This window comes from Wandonia haliotis, assembly GCF_039523435.1.
Taxonomy (GTDB): domain Bacteria; phylum Bacteroidota; class Bacteroidia; order Flavobacteriales_D; family Crocinitomicaceae; genus Wandonia; species Wandonia haliotis.
This window is the reverse complement of the sequence record NZ_BAAAFH010000001.1, coordinates 1-18303: the sequence shown is the minus strand read 5'-3', so window position 1 is coordinate 18303 and position 18303 is coordinate 1. Positions and strand designations below refer to the sequence as shown.

General features: G+C 36.5%; 16 protein-coding genes. 3 read left to right on the top strand and 13 right to left on the bottom strand.

The genetic code is table 11. The features are described from left to right. Positions 1 to 28 precede the first annotated feature (28 nt). The 3 genes from ABDZ97_RS00080 to ABDZ97_RS00070 are packed head-to-tail and all read right to left on the bottom strand — an operon-like array spanning position 29 to position 2667. The gene (locus ABDZ97_RS00080; protein WP_343783805.1) at positions 29 to 550 is read right to left on the bottom strand and encodes a tetratricopeptide repeat protein; all 522 of its coding nucleotides are present in this window, start codon (positions 548 to 550) and stop codon (positions 29 to 31) included. Further along, a complete protein-coding gene (prfH, locus tag ABDZ97_RS00075) occupies positions 543 to 1256 on the bottom strand; it encodes a peptide chain release factor H (RefSeq protein ID WP_343783803.1) in 714 nt (237 codons plus the stop codon). Before prfH ends, ABDZ97_RS00080 begins: the two co-directional genes overlap by 8 nt. A 10-nt stretch (positions 1257 to 1266) precedes the next feature. Next, positions 1267 to 2667: an RtcB family protein gene (locus tag ABDZ97_RS00070; protein WP_343783800.1), complete on the bottom strand. Its 1401-nt coding sequence runs from the start codon at positions 2665 to 2667 to the stop codon at positions 1267 to 1269. A 480-nt stretch (positions 2668 to 3147) separates the two neighbouring features. Here ABDZ97_RS00070 and ABDZ97_RS00065 point away from each other — a divergent pair, with 480 nt between their 5' ends. Beyond that, complete coding sequence (locus ABDZ97_RS00065; protein ID WP_343783799.1) at positions 3148 to 4872, top strand: phytanoyl-CoA dioxygenase family protein; 1725 nt, start codon at positions 3148 to 3150, stop codon at positions 4870 to 4872. A gap of 37 nt (positions 4873 to 4909) precedes the next feature. Here the strand turns inward: ABDZ97_RS00065 and ABDZ97_RS00060 are convergent, their stop codons facing one another. The 9 genes from ABDZ97_RS00060 to ABDZ97_RS00020 all read right to left on the bottom strand — a co-directional run bounded on the left by ABDZ97_RS00060 (position 4910) and on the right by ABDZ97_RS00020 (position 14506). Beyond that, positions 4910 to 5122, bottom strand: coding sequence for a hypothetical protein (locus ABDZ97_RS00060; protein WP_343783798.1), 213 nt, complete (start codon positions 5120 to 5122; stop codon positions 4910 to 4912). Between the two features lie 27 nt (positions 5123 to 5149). Then, a complete protein-coding gene (locus ABDZ97_RS00055) occupies positions 5150 to 5800 on the bottom strand; it encodes an NAD(P)-dependent oxidoreductase (RefSeq protein ID WP_343783796.1) in 651 nt (216 codons plus the stop codon). A 72-nt stretch (positions 5801 to 5872) separates the two neighbouring features. Then, complete coding sequence (locus ABDZ97_RS00050) at positions 5873 to 6751, bottom strand: helix-turn-helix domain-containing protein (RefSeq protein WP_343783794.1); 879 nt, start codon at positions 6749 to 6751, stop codon at positions 5873 to 5875. A gap of 181 nt (positions 6752 to 6932) precedes the next feature. Further along, positions 6933 to 7853, bottom strand: a complete 921-nt coding sequence (locus tag ABDZ97_RS00045) for a hypothetical protein (RefSeq protein ID WP_343783792.1) — start codon at positions 7851 to 7853, stop codon at positions 6933 to 6935. 292 nt (positions 7854 to 8145) lie between these two features. Continuing rightward, a complete protein-coding gene (locus tag ABDZ97_RS00040) occupies positions 8146 to 9495 on the bottom strand; it encodes a LamG-like jellyroll fold domain-containing protein (RefSeq protein WP_343783790.1) in 1350 nt (449 codons plus the stop codon). Between the two features lie 6 nt (positions 9496 to 9501). After that, positions 9502 to 10755, bottom strand: coding sequence for a T9SS type A sorting domain-containing protein (locus tag ABDZ97_RS00035; protein ID WP_343783788.1), 1254 nt, complete (start codon positions 10753 to 10755; stop codon positions 9502 to 9504). A gap of 82 nt (positions 10756 to 10837) precedes the next feature. Further along, positions 10838 to 11407, bottom strand: a complete 570-nt coding sequence (locus ABDZ97_RS00030; RefSeq protein WP_343783786.1) for a hypothetical protein — start codon at positions 11405 to 11407, stop codon at positions 10838 to 10840. A 148-nt stretch (positions 11408 to 11555) separates the two neighbouring features. Next, a complete protein-coding gene (locus ABDZ97_RS00025; protein WP_343783784.1) occupies positions 11556 to 12302 on the bottom strand; it encodes a LytR/AlgR family response regulator transcription factor in 747 nt (248 codons plus the stop codon). Further along, a complete protein-coding gene (locus ABDZ97_RS00020) occupies positions 12299 to 14506 on the bottom strand; it encodes a tetratricopeptide repeat protein (RefSeq protein ID WP_343783782.1) in 2208 nt (735 codons plus the stop codon). The genes ABDZ97_RS00025 and ABDZ97_RS00020 overlap by 4 nt, the downstream gene beginning before the upstream one ends. A 728-nt stretch (positions 14507 to 15234) precedes the next feature. On the opposite strand from ABDZ97_RS00020, the gene ABDZ97_RS00015 reads away from it, so the two are divergent. Next, positions 15235 to 17364 carry a T9SS type A sorting domain-containing protein gene (locus ABDZ97_RS00015; protein ID WP_343783780.1) on the top strand — a complete coding sequence of 710 codons (2130 nt, stop codon included), beginning with the start codon at positions 15235 to 15237 and terminating at the stop codon, positions 17362 to 17364. A gap of 324 nt (positions 17365 to 17688) precedes the next feature. On the opposite strand, the gene ABDZ97_RS00010 is transcribed toward ABDZ97_RS00015, so the two are convergent. Next, positions 17689 to 17907 carry a hypothetical protein gene (locus ABDZ97_RS00010; RefSeq protein ID WP_343783778.1) on the bottom strand — a complete coding sequence of 73 codons (219 nt, stop codon included), beginning with the start codon at positions 17905 to 17907 and terminating at the stop codon, positions 17689 to 17691. Positions 17908 to 18072: 165 nt separating this feature from the next. Here ABDZ97_RS00010 and ABDZ97_RS00005 point away from each other — a divergent pair. Then, on the top strand, positions 18073 to 18303 hold a 231-nt coding region (locus tag ABDZ97_RS00005), incomplete at its 3' end, for a hypothetical protein (RefSeq protein ID WP_343783775.1).

Genomic DNA, 18303 nt, shown 5'->3' with positions numbered 1-18303 from the left:
CAATTATTTTGCGTAGAACCAAAAAGAATTATGATTTCTTTTTCGTAACCTTCTTTTTTTTCGTTTTGTTCACTTCTTTTTGAGGTGATTTTTTCTCTTCAATCCTGGTCTTAGCTTCTTTTAACGAGTTTTTGAAGTCTTGATTAAAACTAAATGATTCTGATTCTTTTAGTGTGTTGAGGGCTTCGTTGTACTCCTTTTTATACTCAAAATACAAAGCTTTGAGAAGAAGAAGTCCCCCTTTATCTGCACCTTTTACATCTAAGGCAAAGTCAATTAATTTTTTTGCAGCTTCAAATTCTTCATAGTTTAATAGCGCATTAATATAATACGGATAGACCTGAATGGCATAGAGATTACTTTGAAGTGCTTCTTCAAAATAACTGATAGCTTTGGGGTAGTCCTGTAGCTGTTCTGCATACATTCTTCCGTACAGACAAAGTGTATGGGGACATTGATTATCACTACTCAAGGCGTATTCCATTGCTTCAAAAGCTTGCGCCAGATCAAAAGGGTAAGCATCCAGTGCCTCCAAAAGGTATTTATTCATCTTTGGTTTCGTTTAATCTTGTTCGTAAATCCTGTTTTAGTAGCTGTCTTCGGGAGCCAAACTGTTTATTGTTTTTATTTGCCGAATCCTTGAATTGTAGGCTACTAAACACTCTGATGGGATTTCCTCTTTCAATTTCAATTTTCTCCTGCCAGTTCCTACTAGCTTGTTTCCCCGCTTCTTCCAGTTGCTGCTCCTCCAATTTTAATTGCAGCTTTTGCAATGCCAGTTTTTTATTTTGTAACTGGGAACGATGCGTGCTACTGGTAACACTGATTCCGGTAGGAGTGTGGGTAACACGAACGGCGGTACTGACTTTATTAACATGTTGACCGCCTTTTCCTCCGCTTCGCATGGTTTGAAATTTTAACTGATTCAAATCAATACTTAACAAATCAGTATTTTTTCTGAATTGTACGGCTACAAACCAGTTTTTTCGTTTATGATGTTTGCGGTACATAGAGGTTCCGGTCCACTGGATTGTTCCTTCCCATGATTTCTGCAAATGAATCAATTCATTTCCGGCAACAGACAGGCTTACTGAGTGATACGTCCCCGGTAGGTCTCCTTGTTGTTCGTCAATAATGTGATAGGTATAGCCCATACTCCTGATTTCGATCAGTATTTGCTTCAGAACCTGGGAAACGACCCAGCAGCACTCTGCCGGGCCTCTTCCTGATGATAGGGTTATAATTTGTGTGTCCATTTTGTTTTTGTTATTTGTCCATACGAACGATTTTTGGTTGAAATTCACCAATCACTTCTACCAATTCCTGTTGGTTGTTCATGACTGTATGAATATCTTTATACGCCATCGGTGCTTCATCTACATTCCCTCCGATTAACTCTATTCCATTGGTTTGGAGTAGTTTTTGGATCTCACTCTTCGTGAATTTGGATTTACACTGACTTCTGGAGAACATACGTCCGGCACCGTGAGAAGCTGAATTCAAACTATTTTCATTTCCCAGGCCTCTTACAATATATCCGGGAGCAGTCATTGATCCGGGAATAATTCCGAGAACTCCTTTTCCGGCAGGTGTAGCACCTTTTCTGTGAACGATACACTCTTCCCCGTTAACTTTTTCTTTCCATGCAAAATTATGATGGTTTTCAATGGTTACAGTGATTTGAGTTCCGAGCTCTTTGGCTATTCTGGAATGGATATTATCATGACACGCCTTGGCATACTCACCGGCCAGATTCATCGCAATCCAGTACTCCATTCCATCGTGTTTATCCATATCTAACCAGGCAAGGTGCTGTACCTGTTTAGGCAAGTGACATTGCTTTTTTGCCAGATGCGTATAATGCTGGGCGATATTGGCTCCCAACCCTCTGGAACCACTATGCGACAGCAAAGCCAGATATTCTCCCTGAGGAAGCTGAAGCTTACCATCTAGATAGAGATCTTCCCGCATAGTCACTACTCCGAATTCAACGAAATGATTTCCTCCTCCTGATGTTCCTAACTGTTGGTAAGCTTTTTTGAAAAGCTGCTTCAACAACGGAATTTCGCGAAACTCACTTCTCTCAAATATGGGGTGATCATGTTTTACCCTATGAGTTTCGTACATACCGAATTTAGTATGTTCGGAGAGTATCTTTTTCATTTGATCCGTTCGACCTTTGAAATGACTGGCAGGGAGGGGGAACACTGACATCGCCATTCTACAGCCGATGTCAACACCTACACCATAAGGAATTACTGCGTTTTTTGTTGCAAGTACTCCACCTATTGGTAGTCCGTAACCACCATGAGCATCAGGCATGAGTGCACCCCGTACCGCTATCGGAAGTTTCAACGAACCATAAAACTGATGTTTTGCCAGATCGCCAATTTCATTTTCTCCGAATATTTCGAAAGGAACACGATGTGATTGTAAGGTGTGCATTTCGAGTTCTACCGGATCCGTCATTGCTTCAATAATTTTTCCCCATACAGGGTCGTCTTTATAAGAGTCCTGATTGGCAATGACATCACTAAGTTCATTCAGCAATTTTTGTTTGTCACACTTTTTACGGTACCTGCTGATTTGTCCCAAAGCGATATTGATTGTATTGTTTTGTGGAAAACCCAGATTAACCAGATCTTTCCCTTTAATTTTCTTTCCCATTTTATCTGAAATAATAAATACTGTGAATGATGAGAAAAATCCTCTACAGAGTTAGATCTCATATTCAAAAAATAATAGAGTACAGTAGCTTAACCTACTGTCAAAAATTTTGACTTACATTTTTTTAAAGTAAATACGTAACACAAATTGATGGATTCAATGTTTCGAACTTACAACCCGTAAAATGGAGATAAAAAAAAGTCCGAAACTATTGCTTCGGACTTTCATAACAGAATATTTTAATCTATGAATTCCAAAGCACGCAAAGCACACGTCCCTGACCTGGCTCGCTGGAGAATATGTTAATTAAACTGAACATTTCGCTTTGGTTTTTTATTTGTTAATAGTAAACTTCAAACTTAAATCGGTTGCAAATGTAGAGTAAAATTTGTTTTCTCCAAAAGGAGAGACATTATTTTTAATGAAATAAGCTGTTAACTTTGACTATCGAATAGTCATTTTAGAACGATACTACAGATTATGGCTCAGAATAAAAATGCACTGATACGTTACAAAACAATTGATAAATGTCTGCAAAATCAGTACCATAAGTGGACATTAGAAGATCTTATTGAGGCTTGTTCTGATGCTTTGTACGAATACGAAGGCAGGGATGTTAATGTGAGTAAACGGACGGTTCAATTGGATATTCAATTGATGAGGAGTGATAAGCTAGGGTATAATGCGCCTATTGTGGTTTACGATAAGAAATATTATAAATACGATGACCCGGATTACAGAATGACAGATATTCCTTTGAATGAGGGAGATATGCAGGTACTTACGGAATCGGTGGAAATGTTGAAGCAATTCAGAGATTTTTCTTTGTTTTCGGAGTTGGGGGACATTATCCAAAAACTGGAAGATCGGATTTATACAGAGAAAACACATCAACCGGCAGTCATTCATTTAGACAAAAATGAGCGATTGAAAGGACTGGAACATCTGGACGCGCTGTACCAGGCTATTGTGAAAAAGTTGGTTTTGAAGATTCGCTACAAATCTTTTTCAGCTAAAGAGAGTTCGGAAATGACTTTCTATCCGTTTATTTTGAAAGAATATAACAACAGGTGGTTTCTTGTGGGAAAAAACAAACGCAATGGGAGTATTATAACCCTTGCTCTGGATAGAATAGTGTCTGTTGAGTATGATCTGAAAAAGGAGGCTTTAGAAGAGCCTTTTGATGGAGATGCGTATTATAAAAATACGATAGGTGTAACAGTAATGGACGAGAAATATGTTGACCGGGTGATTTTGAAAGTAGATGCTTCAAATGCTCCATATCTCGTAACCAAGCCGTTGCACCATTCGCAACGCGTACTGGAGCAGTTGCCGGATGATGGAATCATTCTGGAACTTTTTGTACACCATAACTTTGAATTGGAACGATTGATTTTGGGATTTGGTGATACGGTTCAGGTGCTACAACCCAGTTCACTCCGGAGGAGGATACAGGATCAGCTACAAAATGCGCTGGATCAATACAGAACACATTTACACCAACCGAACTTGGTAGCCGCTTCAAGGAAACTGGAGCGGAATGGATATGTTGTTTTGAACGATATATATACGCGGAAGGAAATTCGGGAAATAGGGAAGAAGATTTATATTTACTTTGATAAACACGATGAGCCGACTTTTGGAAAGCGGACGTTATTGAAAGATATTCCCGAACTGAAAAAAATTGTATTGAATAGGAACCTGAGAAAAATTGTACAGGTTGTGGATGAGAATGCTTTTCTGACGAAAGCCATCTATTTTGATAAGCCTGATACGGATAATTGGTATGTTACCTGGCATCAGGATGTTCCGGTCAATGTAAACAAACGGATAGAGACGGACGGTTTTTCTTCCTGGACCAACAGAAATGGAATTACGAGTGTATGCCCGCCCGAGGAAATTCTGAAATGTACGTTTAGTATTCGTGTGCATCTGGATCAGGCTACGGTCAAAAATGGTGCATTAAAGGTTATACCCGGTTCTCACAGTCAGCGTTATTCGGATGGAGAAAAAGAAGCTATTATTTCCAGTGCTACTCCTGTTACTATAGAAGTGCAGGAGGGAGGTGTTCAGTTGATGAAACCACTTTTATTACACGCTTCTTCCAAAGCGCAAAATCAAAAACGAAGACGTGTGATTCACCTGGAGTTTTGCTCGATGGAACTACCGGGGGAATTGGAGTGGCTTGAACGTGAAGAATTGTAAAATCACTTTAGATTGTTCATATTCAATTCTTTCTTCGTTATCCTATTAATACCTCAGATTCATGACCGTATTTTTGTAAAAGTGATTGAACAGATTTTATATCAAAATGATTTGCTTCTATTCGTAAAATATTATCGCAATCTTCGAGGTCAAAATTAATTCTTGCTTCAGGTATTATATTTTTTAAGTCCTGAACAATTTTGTGGCTGTCAGACTTTCTTTTAACAGAAGTCTTAAATATTTCAATCATAACTGCTTATTTCAAATTACAGGGGTTTTAATAGGCGAGTACCGGTTTTTGATGAATATATTCATTTGAATAGAGTACTTTTACTATAAAGTCAGCAAGGTCTGAACGACCTATTTTTCTACCTTTTGGAGGGCAGTGTTGATTCTTGATTCGATATCTACCGGTAAATTCCTTGTTCACTAAATAAGTAGGACGTACACAAGTCCAGTTAATATCAGTTGTATCATCCAAAATTGTTTCCCATCGGGTTTGGTCAGAATATATTTTGTTGAAATTAGGACGAATAATACGATTTAGAAAGAAATTATCTGTTGATGTATCACTCATGTCGATAAGAGCAGATGTTATGGTAATCAGTCTCTTTATTTGATTGGATCGCATTGCTGCAATGATATTTCTACCTCCTTTAGAGTAGATTTCCGTATAAGAATTGTTTTTACCTGTTCCTAATGCAGAAACAATAGCATCACAGTCTTTGAATAAATCAATGAGTTTTTCAGCTTCCATAACACTTCCCTGAATAACTTCAATCTGATCTTTTTGGAGATTGGGTATATCTGCTGTGTTTAATTTGGACGGGGTTCTGACCAGAATTTTTACCTTATGATTTTCAGAGATGAGTTTTTTTAGGACTTCGTATCCGGTATCGCCTGTTGCCCCCAATAAGAATATTTTCATTTTTTGTCAATTTATGCTGACAACAAAGTTAGTGGGAGAAACTGAGGAGTATTTTTAATAACCCGATAATAACTAGGACAAATCATGCGTAATGTTCTTCTTGAATGTAGAAGGGGTTTGTCCAGTAATTTTTTTGAATACTCTGGAAAAATAGGACGGATCGTCAAAACCTACTTCAAAGGAGATCTCACGAATATCCATATTAGACTCAAACATTAAAATTTGACTATTGATAATAATTGTTTCCTGAATTAATTGCTTACAGCTTTTTTGAAAATGTTTGTTTACACAGCGGTTGAGATAATTCTCGGAAACATTTAATACCTGGGCATAATAGGTAACTGATTTATGTTCTTTATATGATTTGTTGAGTAACTGTTTAAAATGGTTAGCCACTTCATGCTGCCGGGTGATCGTTTTTTTACCATCATTGATTTCTATCAACTTATGAAGCAAAGCCTGTAATAATCCACTTCCAACTTTGCGATTGGGAGTGCTGGCCGAAACTTCTTTATAGAGTAGTTGACATAAATTATTGAACCATAGATTTGTATTGTGGTTTAATAGGGTTAATGTTTCGATATTCAGGAGATCAGCAAGTTCTATTTTACCAAGTACTGATGAGAGAACTTTATTCTCCATAAGAATGAAAAAGCCGGATAAGTTACTTTTTTTTGATAGCAAAGCAAAAACATCCCCTTCGGTAACATACAAAATAGATGGGCGGTCAACTGTATATTTTTCTACGCCTACTTGTTGGTAATAACTACCCTTATATAGGTAAATGATGAAGTTATAGTCTGTTCGTAATAAGGGAGTTGGTAAAACCAAGTAATCAGAAATTTTTTCTAAAGGATAAATTTGTAATGGTGTGGATTGCCATTTAAAAAGGTCAGCATTCATTCTGATATAGTTATCAAAGAAACTTTTATGTGTGATGCTTTTCGTCACGTTAAGTATTTTGATGATGCTACTTTTTAAGTTGTTAATCGCATTATAAAGGTAAATAAATCAGATAGAATAATCTAATCATGAATAATGCTAATGCTATTTTTATGTAGGCCTATAAGGAGGATGAGTTACATCACTTACAATGAGTATACTAATTCGAAGATTTTCTATTCAGAAGTTCCTAAAAATTAAAGCCTAAGCCCAGACGAACCCCGCTCCCTGTCATTCGAATATCGGGTGTTTGTTCCAATGAGTTTGTAAATGAGGTGCTCAATGGGAAAAATTTGATGAATGCTAATTCCAGAGAAATAGAGTGTTTATTATTTAAGATAAAGGAAAAACCATGTCCTAATGACAATGAAAGAGCAGATATTTTATAATCCACAGTCTGATGATTGGAATAGGTATCTGAGTTTGCTTGTAATTGTGCAACGACGGAGTCAGTTAATTGAAAGGATTGATTGTATTTGGAAGTAAAGTAGTTTAATCCTATCGGGATGTAGAATGCAACATTTCGTTTATTAGCATCGTATTGAAAATGATAGTTGAATCCTCCAGAGAAATAATTACTTCCATACGACATCACGGCTATTTCTCCATTTATTCCAACATAATGTTTCCTGCTAAAATACTTTCCAACTCCTGCAAAAATTGAAATAGGGAGATCTGTATTACCTCCTCCGGAGTACTGATAATAAGTGTCGGAAGTAAAATGGTCATTAAAATTGAGAAAGGAAACTCTAACCCCTGCCGAGAATTCAAATTCGGACTCTTTCCGCTGTTTTAGTGTAAATACTTTGTTTTTAGTGATAAATTCTTTATCGTATTCAAAATATTTGTATTCATCACTACTGAAAGAATACAGTTTACCATCCGTAGATTTAAAGGTAAGTACACCGGTACTTTGATCGTAATTCAGAATTTCTCCTTTTAGCTCTGAAGTGTATTTTCTTGTTCCTCCTCTTCCGTCTCGTATTTCTTTATGAACGGCAACGACATCATAAATCTCTGTAATTCTACTTTTTGTGTGTGTTGCTGTGTCGCTTTGTGCATATAATCCAATACTCCAAAATACGATTGCTATACTGATTAGTGTTTTCATTTTTTGTTCGTTGTAATTGATTGTATCTGTCCGGATGTCTTCGTGTCAAATTTTTTGTTCTGTAAGATTAACATTATTTCTGAGATAAACCATAAGCTGATTGGCAAGCAGTTTTACACGATCAATCTCTGAATTGTTGTAGTTAGAGGGGGGATGCTTCTTGATTTAGACAGGAAATCGACATAAATTGTCAATTTCCTGTCCGTTAATTTTAATTATACTTGATTCTGTAAATGAGTAGTTTAAAGTCCGGGGTGGCGAGGTTTTTTTTGCAAGTTTAAGACTGTGATACCTATTCTTTGACAAACAATACGACCGGTCTGTTTTCAAATTTCAGCAAGTAGGTACCGCTGGCCAAATAATCTACTGTAATGGTAGTGTTTGTAGTGCCATTATGCACGGTCTCACCTTGTAAATTCAGAATGGTGAAGTTTTCATCACTTGTTAAACCTTTTACAGAAAGAACAGAACTTGCCGGGTTAGGATAGATAGACACTTTTAGATGGTCAGGGTTAATTTCATCTAATCCAACAATCGTTATGTTTGAGCAAGCAGAAGTATCGCTACAACCATTTTGTCCGGTTACAACTACAGCGTACGAACCTGTTTGAGTTGCAGTAAATGTTTGAGCGATTTCACCGGGAATAGGAGTGTTACCATTATCGCAATCGACCCATTGGTACTGTGTACCTGCAGATACTTCGTTTGCGGAAAATGAAGGACCGCTTGTTGTAATTGTATTATCGACGGGATCCAGAACTGTTAAGTCCAAGTGGACAATACTATCACAACCTCCGACAGCACCACCGGAATACAGATAGGTTGCCGTATTATTATCTGTAGTATAGGTATTCCCATCTATCCAGGTCAAAGATCCACAACTTTCAATAGTTGCTGTTGAATGTACATCAGAAGAAAATACGCCGTTCACCCAATCAGTCGCAGGATCCATGTTTGTTAGTGTAAGGTGATTCGCTCCACTGGTCAAATCGGTAGCAATTGTACTACCAACACCATCCTCAAAACGGTAGTATGCTACCAATCCTGATTCGTTTCCATTCAAATCGGTATTCATAGTTGCATTGATTTCGGTACTACTTCTGGCTGAATTCCAAATTCGTACATCATCAAACTTTGTGTTCGTGAATTGTTGACCTTGATCGAAGCGCGCACCGACTACTAAACCAATCATTTGGGTTGTAGCATTCAGGTCAACGCTCCCGGTTGTAGGAACTGTTGTAACTGCAGTACCGTCGATGTAGATAATTTGATTCGATCCGTCAAAAACATAGGCAATATGGTGCCATTCCCCCGGGGTTGGAGCCGTTCCGGGACCAGAATTGATTGAATTTGGACTTAATCCTTCTGCCCACGTATTAAAGCTTCCATCTGCTGCCCATCCTCCGAGAGCAATATAAGAGCCGTTCCTCCAATTTACGTAAATATCATTGGCTGTATAATCATCGGAATTGATCCACATTTCAATAGTGAACTGTGAAAAATCATACTGTAAAAAGTTAGAACCATATAAGAACTGATTGGTTCCGTCAAGGTCAACAGCTGTTATACATTGTGCTGTAGCGGATTTTAAGCTAAAAGAAGCGAATCCAAAAACACATAAGATGCGTACTAAATTTTTCATAATCAATTATTTTTTGATGAATTTTGAGGTGAACAATTTGTTGTCTGTTTGAACATGGATAAAGTAAACTCCTGGAGTGATATCCTCAACATTTAGTTTCCCCTCAGGAAAAATGACACCTTTTTTAACGATTTGTCCGGATAAACTTACTACTTGATAATCGGCCTGATTCGTTAATTCCCTAATTCTTATTTCTCCCGAAGTAGGATTGGGAGAGACGGAAATAGTTTCATGAAGATTCGCTTCTTGTATTCCTAAGCTGCTGCATGATAAACTAAAGCTGGCTGTCGCATCAATATCTGTCCAGTTCGTTGTAGCGTCTGTTACATCATCCACCTCAATGCAAGTTAGGTTTGGATTTGAAGTAGCGTCAAAGCTCCCTAACGTTGTTGAATTTAAGTTTTTCATATTTAGCGATGTCAATTCATTTGATTGACAAGTGAAGTATGCCAAATCGACATTTTGACTTACGTCTAATTGTTGAATGCTGTTGTTTTCACATCGTAATACGCTCAAAATTGGATTATTGGAAACATCTAAAGCAATTAGGTTATTTCCATTGCAGCTAAAATTGAACAAACCAGGTAATGCACTAAGATCGAGTGAGGAAATAGAATTACCTCCACAGGCTAAATTACTTAATAGCGGACAATTACTTAAATCCAGGGAAGTTAATGTGTTGTTAAAACAGCTTAGCGAAAGAAGGTTTGGATTATTGCTCAAATCCAAAGTAGTAATGTGGTTAAAATTAATAGTCAGATTTTTCAGAGCTGTATTTTGAGCTACATCCAGGTTAAACAACTCATTCGATGTTACATCCAGGGTCTCCAGCGCCGTGTTTTGGCTAAAATCGACAGAGGACATACTGGTATTATCAGTTGTTATTACTGTGTGTAAAGAAGTCAATGCTCCCGTATTTAACGAAACCAAATTTCCATTGTATCCACAATTTAAGTACTCCAGTGCTGAATTCTGGCTAACATCTAATGAAGCGATGCTATTTCCGTAGCAACGCAAGTCTGTTAATGACGAAAATGCTTCGAGACCTGTTAAGTCTGAAATATTGAGGTAACCGCAATCCATTTGACCAGAAAATGCAGCAGCTTCACTGATTTGAATTTCAGAATCACTATTTGTGTTAATTGCCGTATTGGCAAGCAAATAGGCTTTAAAATTTGCATCCGGAATAGTGACGTTTTGAGCCAATACTGTCGTGCTCATCATTGTCATTGTTACTATTCCAAGTATTGATCTTTTCATTGTTTACTGTTTAATTATTTTTGTTTTTAGAGGTAAATACTATCAATAAAGCTGTTTTCAGTACTTAGATCATGTGGTACATTTAATAATCCATTCCAATGAATTCGCCATCCAATTTGTAGGAATAAGTGAATGTTGTCCCACCGGTTTCGGGTTGAAGCATTACTACATACTCCGCTTTGGAAGCTTCTCCCGTATCCGGATATTTAATGAAGGCCATGTGCAGCCGGGGATTATCTACTTGTTTGTCTTCTTTTAGGTTTTCTTTCGATTTTTCTACAAGCTCGCCTAGTTGACGGAGGCTAACGCTAGTACCCAATTGAAACATAAAATCGGTAGCTTTGGTTCCTTTCGGAATTTCGATGGTGATATCCGAATTTTGTTGCCAGTCTCCGCTAGTCAAATTCCATTGACCCATTTGCATCGATTCCGGTTCTGTCGTAGCTGTGACACCAACAATGTTTCCAATGGATTCGTTATACGTAATACTTATTTCGGTAAAATAGGCATCGTTTCCAAATTCACTTTTGATTTGGTTCTCTATTTTTTCAAATCCATCTGCGTTTGCAGGTTCATTCCCGCTATTCTGACCACAAGACAATACTAATGCTCCGGAGATAAGGAATGCAAATACGTTGTTAGCTTTCATCATTTTGTTTAATTTTTACTGTTGTTGTACACGATAAACCGCGTTAATACATGTAAAAATAGAGTAGGGAAGCTGTTCCTGAAACAGGGATTCAATTTCTGTTTATGATGAAAGAATATCCGTTTGAAACGAAAATATATTCGTTTTTAGCTTAGCTGTTTTTAAAACGATTTGCAGAAAGAAAGGAGGATAAGAAAGATTCTTTTTTTCGGGTTGAAACAGGTATTTTCTTTTGATTTCTGAGTACAATTTCCCCGGATTTATCATATTTATCGATGAATTTTAAATTCACCATATAGGATTGATGAGGTCGTAAAAAGTTGTTGTTCAGGAGTATTTCTTCAAATTCTTTTAGTGTTTTCGAAACAACAAATTTCTTTTCCTCCGTACAATAGAAGGTGGTGTAGCCCTTATCCGACTCACAATACAAGAGTTCGTTTAGGTCAATTACCTGATAACTGTCCTGTAAGGAGAGAACGATTGTCTCATTTTCGTTACCCATCAGTTTTTTGACGGTACTCAGCTTCTCTCTATGTTTTTCGATAGGTGTTACTTCTACTTTTTGCAAAGCAGCTTTAAGTTCATCAACATCGACGGGTTTTAGCAAATAATCAACAGCGCCAATTTTCAGTGCTTTTAAAGCGTATTCTTCAAATGCCGTAATAAAGATGATTTTGAAATCAATTCGTTCAAATTGATCGAGAAAGTCAAATGCCGTTCCGTCGGTAAGATTAATGTCTAAAAAAATCAACTCCGGTTTGCAGGTTCTGGCAACGACCAATGCTTCAGCAACGGATTCACACTCACCAATAACGTTAATGTCACTATCAATTGATTCCAATAAGTTGATCAATCCTTTTCTTATGTATTCTTTATCTTCAACTACCAGTGCTTTCATTGTTTACCGAATTTGTAAGGAATAACTAACGTTACCTGTGTTCCGTTCTCATTATTACTTTTTCTATCTATAATCTGTATGGAACCTTCTGTTTTCAATTCTCTTGCCAACAGTTGAATCCGTTCTTTTGAAATAGAAGTAGCCAATGACTTTTTTGAGTTCACCGAACGATTTTTCTTTTCCTGAACTCCGATACCATTGTCTGTAATTGTACAAATAAGTTGGTTATCAGGAAATGAAAATTCAACTTCAATCTTCTTTTCCCGGTGATCAGGCGTGAAAGCATGTTCTATCGCATTTTCTACAAACGGTTGTATCAACATGGGGGGAATGAGTATGTTTCCTGAATGTATAGTGTCTGCTACACGAATTGTAAAGGTAAACGATTGATTTGATTCGATATTCTGAATAGCTACATAGTTTTCAAGCGCAATAATTTCCTGAGATAGGGGAGTCATTTTTTCCCGGGAACTTTCCAGTGTAACCCGAAGGAGTTTTGAGAATTTGGATAAATAAAGACTGGCTTTCTGATCTTCCTTATTCAGAATCATACCCTGAAGAACGGACAGTGAGTTAAATATGAAATGAGGGGTCATTTGAGAACGAAGCAGTTTCTGCTCGAGCAAACTGTTTTCATTTTGCGACTTAATGTGTCGCAGGCGTAGTTGAAAGATGAGAATGGCGGCAATTAATAAGACGATTAAGAAAACAACGATTCCAATGAGAAGACGCGATTCTGATTTCTCCAAATCTTTGTTCGTAAGCTCAACCTTCTTGGTCAATTTTTGTTCCTTTGCATTGAAAACCTCCAACTCCTTTTGAAATTTAAAATCGTACTCAATTTGCGCAATTTTTTCGATTTTCTCCTTATTGAAAATGCTGTCGCTATAGCGTTTAAAATCTTGATGATAATGCAAGGCCTGTTCGTATTCACCTAATTTATTGTAGATTTTTGAAAGTATTTCAGTCACATCCCGCTGGTGTGCTAATAGATCAGATGCGTATGCTATTAGTTTAGCAGAAAGTCCATATTCCAATGCTTGTTGATAATTGTTCTGCTCAAGATAAATTTTCGAAATTCCGATGAGTGAACTACACAAACCCATTTTTAAATCGTTGGATTCATTTATTTGTTTTGCTTCTTCAAAATGAATTAGAGCCTCTTTATATTTTTTTTGTAGTAATAAAATACTTCCAATGTTATTTAAGTTACTGGCAACAGCTCTTAAGTTATTACCATCTCGGTTGATTGCTAGTGCACTGGAAAAATAGTCAAGAGCATTTGGATATTCTTTTTTCTTACTCAAAACACTGCCTATTTCGTTGAAAGCCATTGCTTGAATACGCTTGTTGTCATTTCCTTTGTTCAGTTCTATAACCTGATTAAAAGTGCTAAAAGCTTTATTTAGTTTTTCCTGATGTAAGTAGATCGAGCCAATATTCATGAGGCAGATGGAAGCATTGATTGAATTTCCGAGTTTTTCATGTTTCACCTGAGCTTTTTTGAAGTAATCCAATGCTTTCGGATAGTTGCCCTGTTCTCCGTAAACACTTCCGATATTCCCTAAGCATTTAGCTATGCCAGAATCGTCTTTAACTTTTTTCTTTAATTCGAGTGCTTTAAAATAGTAAGATAATGATTGATCAAACTCACCCTGATCGGCATAAATATTCCCAATATTAAGGTAGCTTCCGGAAATTCCTTTCAAATCATTTCTTGCTTCATCTATTTCTGCGGATTTTAAATAATACTCAATTGCTTTTGGATAATTTGACTGATAATAATAACTTGTACCTATGCAATTTAAACTAAAGGATTCTCCCTCTAAACTGCTGGAATTCCTATAAATTTCAAGTGCTTTTTTCGCATTTTCAATAGCACTTTGATAATCTGATTTCTCAATATGGATCCATGCTCTTTCATAGTAAACATTGGCAATTCCTATTTCGTAGTTCAGTTTTAGAGCAATTCTTCTTGCTTCCTGACAAGCTTTTTCAGCTTTTGTAAGATCAATGTCTGTTGCGATATGCGCAAATTGGGTCAACAAGTTAACGCGATTTGTGTCCTCTTTTGTATGAAGTTGTAGTTCATTTTCCAAACTATCTAGAACAGATGTCTGTCCTATTGCCTTAATTGCAAAAATAATAAGGCAGAAATTTAGTGTTAAGTACCTGAAAAAAGCAGACAGGAAGAATCTTTTCATGCTCAGTTAAACAATAGTGGATTTGAATTAAATGACAAGTTTTGCGTAAAAATCAAAAAAAATGAGGATAAACCAGTTGTAAATCGAATTTTTTTATTCTGATGTCATTTGTAATATGGGTTTGCTTTTAAAAAGCAATTTATCTACTTCTTGATTTTTCAAAGTATCAAACTCCTGTTATTTTGGTAGTGTAATGCTTAGGCTTGTGTTACAGCGTTACGATGAATGTGTATATATGAAATTGAAGGCTCTTCCTAAAATTTTTAGTGTATGAACAGCTTTACGCTAATTCTTAACAGCTTGTTTTTTAATGAGTATTGAAATATAAAAATGTGAGAAAATATTTTTTGTTCAATTTTTTTGCTACATTGCTTTCACATTAATTAAACAGAATACTAAACAAAAAATTAACCTTATCAACTCGCATATTAATAACGGATATACTACTTTTCTGGATTTCTGCCTCTAAGAATTTTACGCCTACTACACGTGTTTTCTTATCGGTATGTAAACGACTCTGAATACTGAATTTTCTGATAACAGTGAAATTTCCTGAAAATTGAGTAGGGAAGAAGGACACAAAGGAAATTTTTATATCTACTGAATGTGTGCAGAATCATTGAGAGAAATGAATAACTCTCTCGGTGAATATGTAAAAAGAAAAAAGGTGTTGTATAACATCTTGATAACAGTAAATAATTCAAAACCTATAACTAAAAATTCTAATTATGATTAAATTTAAACAAATCGCATGTTTATGCATTGTGTTACTCTTTTCGATTACTTCGAATGCGCAGACTAAAACTCTGTCTACTATTTCTGTGAATGGCTCACAAGACAATATCAATTTTGCAACTTGTTCATCCATTCAGCCTATAAATTTTTTCTTTAACTCAATCAGGACATACGAATCAAATGTTTCAAGTGCCCAAAGTTTTTCGTATGAAATCAATTTTTATCGAAATGGTAATCAAATTGATTCAAAGACGTATAACTCCGGTGATCAGGAGATTAATTGCTCCGGGCTTATAATATGTCCAAACATATACTACACATTTGATAATGTTGAGCCATTATCCGGTTATTATTATGCCAAAATAATTATTCGTAGGTATATTTTAGGATTTTATGTTGAGACACTTGTAACGGAACAAACGAATACAATAGTCGTAACTCGTCCTGATGACGGTCTGTATTCAGTATGCTCAGGAAGTGACTACGATAATTCATTTTCTCGATGTCAGGATGTGAATGAAATTTATCAATTTGTACCGGGAGAGTACTTTTTTGTTCAGAAAAATGCAGGAATGATCTATAAGTTCTCTAGTTTGGGGTCTTCAGGAGATAATGTTTGGGGATTATCATTTAATCCGCCGGCGAATCTTCCGGGATATTCGAACTTAATTGGCTATAACGATTTTAATACACCAATAACAGATATGGTGTATACCAGTGATGGAAAAACAATTATTTCGTTCAATGACGGGAAGATTCTAAAGATCAATGGAACGGGAGGAAGCGGTGCTAATATGTTTGCAGTAACAGAGTCTACAAATGGTTTTGCAAACATAAGCCCTTATAACTATTACAGCGGGCATCATAAGTTTTTGAGCGGCATTACGGATTTATTTATCAAGGATGATAAATTATTCATTTCCTGTATCAATAAAGGTATGTTGAAGATTAATGGTTCTGGTGGAAGTGGTGCTAATATGTTTGCGATTACGGAAACGCCAACTTCATTTTCCAGTCTTCCGGGTTATAATTACTATTCCGGACACTCTTATTTTTTATCTCCTGTTAATAAAGTGTTTTCAGTTGGTTCGTTCATGTTTGTAAGTACCCTGGATGGCAAATTGTTGAAGATTAATAATACAGGAGGAACCGGAGCCAATATGTTTGCGATTACTGAAACAACAAGCGGTTATAGTACTATTCCTTCTTATAATTTTTATAGTGGACACTCCAAATTTATGGGACCTGTATCTGAAATGTATAGTAATGGAACATATCTGTTTTTAGGTTTTTATAACGGTAAGATTTTAAAGATTAATGGTACTGGTGGTAGTGGTGCTAATATGTTTGCGGTAAGTGAAAATGCATCCGGATTTAGTGGTATACCTTCTTACAACTATTATGTGGGCTACAGTAATTATTCGTCAGCGATCAATAAAATTACGCATAATCCAAGCGGAAACCGGTTATTTATAACCTTTGGAAACGGGAAAATCATGAAAGTATTTAATAGTGGGGGAACAGGTGCTAATATGTTTAATGCTACAGAAGTTCTACATGGTTTTGTAACGACAAGTGGTGCTTATGCTACACAATTAGAAGGAAGTGCACATTTTGCCTCATCAGTTACAGATATCGATTTTTATGGTAATACCCAGATGATTTGCCTGGCAAATAATAAAGTCTTAAAAATTAATGGAAATGGAGGAAGTGGTGCTAATATGTATGCAGTGGCTCAGACGGGGAATGGATTCAGACCGTTATTGGGATATACTCAGTATTTAACCGGTTCGCAATTATTTTCATGTCAGTTACTGGTTCTCATGAAAAAGGAAGCTTCGGTTGAAGAAGATGAAGCATTTGCAGAGACAGAAGAACCATCACTTGCTATAAAAGTCTATCCAAACCCCTTTGAGGAGTCTATTTCACTGTCAATACCAGTTGAACTTCAGACGAGTGATGTAGCCATTTCGCTTGTAGATATCAACGGACGTGTTCTTCTGACAACAGCCGGGAATCAATCCGGAACACTTGATACCAGCTATTTACCTTCAGGTTTCTATTTAGTAGTCGTTAAACAAAATGATGCTCTACTTCATACTTCCAGAGTTGTTAAAAACTAGTTGTACGCAGTAAGAAAGTCATATCCTGAAATACTGTTTTGAAAAGCCTTCTCAGAGATGAGAAGGCTTTCTCCTTCAATAGTAAATGAGGCTTTGGAGTCTTTTGGCAATAGGAGAGCTGAAGCACGTTGAAGTATTTCTTTACGAATATTTTTTCAGATAATCGTTTTTCTGTGTAGCAAAGTCTGCTGCTATATACTTTTTAAGTTTTTCGGTTTTTCTAATTATTGTCCTGTAGGTTCTTCTTGTAGAAGGTCTATCGCTTCTTTATCTTTCAGTTGGTCGAATATTTTTTGAGAACCAATAGATTGACTCCGTCATATTTTAATGCGAATACCAACTGTCTATATAAATTATCATCAGGTAAATAGTGTGGTGTGTATACCTGCCATTGTTCAGTAGTGTATTTGCGGTTCTTGGTACTTGAAGTTCATATTTGTGAATCAATGCTTCATAACCTACTAATGTCCCTTCCTCCGGTGGCTTCCTTCCGTGAAAAACAGTTATTTCTACTGAAAAACGATTAGATTCCATATTTTTCATGAAAAATGATTATGCGCTACTAATGATAAATAATACACAAAAAGCATAAAAAAATATGGGGGAATTGTAATTTGTTCTACAAACGCAAATTAAGAAAACGTATAAAAATAAAAAAGGCTCTAAATCTTTCAAAGCGGTCTGGACGGAAGTACAATCGAACTTTTGATGCCGTTTTTGACGTGGACATGGAATGTAAAAGCTGCTGTATTTCCTTTTTGTCACTCTGCAACATCCAAGGTCTGCGGGAGTAGGGGAGTAAAAGAGGCGTTCCCCGCAACAATAAAAAAAAACGGGTTCCCCGAAGAGAACCCGCCTGCCGGAACAGCAAAAACAACCAGTCGTGACCAACCCTGTTCCGGACTCTACCCGGTTTATTTATTCCACAGCAAGTTTCTG